The 1,665-nt window shown below is 71.2% G+C and carries 3 protein-coding genes; 2 read left to right on the top strand and 1 reads right to left on the bottom strand.

Annotated features, from left to right (window positions below):
• A partial coding sequence (locus tag AB0G02_RS38935) for a BTAD domain-containing putative transcriptional regulator (RefSeq protein ID WP_360805151.1) occupies positions 1 to 739 on the bottom strand: 739 nt, incomplete at its 3' end.
• Between the two features lie 255 nt (positions 740 to 994).
• On the opposite strand from AB0G02_RS38935, the gene AB0G02_RS38930 reads away from it, so the two are divergent.
• Positions 995 to 1,315: a WXG100 family type VII secretion target gene (locus tag AB0G02_RS38930; RefSeq protein ID WP_360805148.1), complete on the top strand. Its 321-nt coding sequence runs from the start codon at positions 995 to 997 to the stop codon at positions 1,313 to 1,315.
• Between the two features lie 27 nt (positions 1,316 to 1,342).
• A complete protein-coding gene (locus AB0G02_RS38925) occupies positions 1,343 to 1,645 on the top strand; it encodes a WXG100 family type VII secretion target (protein ID WP_360805145.1) in 303 nt (100 codons plus the stop codon).
• The last annotated feature ends 20 nt before the right edge of the window (positions 1,646 to 1,665 follow it).

Below are 1,665 nucleotides of genomic sequence, written 5' to 3'. Positions count from 1 at the left end.
GGACGACCTGCTGCAGGTCGCGCAGCGCCTGCCCGGGGATCAGCCCCTCCCGGGCCAGGGCCGTGCGCGCCTCGCGGAAGCTCTCCAGCGCCTCGGCGTGCCTGCCCCCGCGGTGCAGCGCCAGCATCAGCAGCTCGCGCAACGACTCGTCCAGGGGGTGCAGGCGCACCAGCGAGGTGAGCTCGGTGACCAGGCCGGTGTGCTCGCCCGCCTCCAGCCGCGCCCGGGCCCGCAGTCGCATCGCCTCCAGCCGCAGGGCCGCCAACCTGCGGCGGGCCTGCTCGGCGAAGGGGCTGCGCAACCCGGCGTAACCCTCGCCCGACCACAGCTCCAGCGCCTCGTCGAGCAGGGCGACGGCGCCGGGCAGGTCACCCGCGGCGTACCGGCCCTCCGCCTCCAGCCGGGTGCGGTCGAACACCTCGCTGTCCAGCGCGGAGCGGTCCAGCCGCAGGGAGTAGCCGTCGGAGCCCGACACCAGCGCGTCCCGCGCCGGACCCAGGGCGCGGCGCAGGCCCGACAGGTAGGTGTGCAGGTTGCCCGTGGCGCTGGCGGGCGCCGAGGAGCCCCACACACCGGTGATCAGCGCCCGCTGCGACACCACCTGGTCGGGGTGCCCGGTGAGCACCGCGAACACGGCCTGCTGCCGGTTCGAGCCCAGCGGCACCTCGCGGTCGTCCAGCCACACGCGCAGCGGTCCCAGCACCTCCACCCGCAGCCGACCGCTCAAGTCCTCCACCACTGGGCCTCTCCGATAGGCGCCGCCCCTGGCGGCGACACGTGCGGGATGCCATCTAGCCGAGATCGCGATCCTATTTCACCCCGCTTGAGCGGAACTTGATGGGCGGGCCGCCTGTCTGCGCACTCCTGGTCGGACTTTTGGGCACCGCCGGGTGACGGCACCTGCTCCGCCGGGTCGTGGCTGCCAAAACTGGATCGGTGCATCGCGGCGCCGTCCGGCGCGTGGATCTATCGCACATCCATCAAGGGGAAGCCCATGAATGCACCGATTTCCACCACCACCCCAGGCATGCTGCGGGCCGCAGGGTTGTTCCAGGAGACGCAGAACCTCGCGTCGCGAGGTGTGCAGAGCGTCGAGGAGACGCTGGACGTCCTCCGCGCCAGTTGGCGCGGCGACGCGTACAACGCGTACCGGACCTCCATGAACAACTGGTTCGAGGACTGCTCGGTGATCATCAAGGCGCTGGGCGACATGATCAACCTGGTGCAGGACCACGCGGTCACCACCACCCGCGGCGAGGACGGCAACGTCCAGATCGCCTCCGCCATCCCCACCGGCCCCGGCCTGGGCATCTGACGAACCGCGCGCGAAGGAGACCACGACGTGACGAGCTACACCTTTGACCAGCGCATGGCCGACCAGGCCCGCGACCAGATGGCCGAGATCAGCACGCGGCTCCGCACCAAGCTGGCCGAGATGCACGAGCAGGTCATGAGCACGCTGCAGGAGTGGGACGGCCCGTCCCGCGACCAGTACCAGGTCGCCAAGAGCAAGTGGGACGCCGCCGCCAACCGGATGCCGCACAGCCTCAACGCCGCGGAGGTCGCCCTCCAGAACATCACCGGCGGGTACGTGCGGGTCGAGCACACCGGCGTCAACGCCTTCGGCGGGTTCGACATCAGGTGATCCACCGGTCGCGCCGGGTC

This window comes from Actinosynnema sp. NPDC023658, assembly GCF_040639995.1.
In the GTDB taxonomy this organism is placed as follows: Bacteria; Actinomycetota; Actinomycetes; order Mycobacteriales; family Pseudonocardiaceae; genus Actinosynnema.
This window is presented reverse-complemented; position numbering and strand designations above follow the sequence as displayed.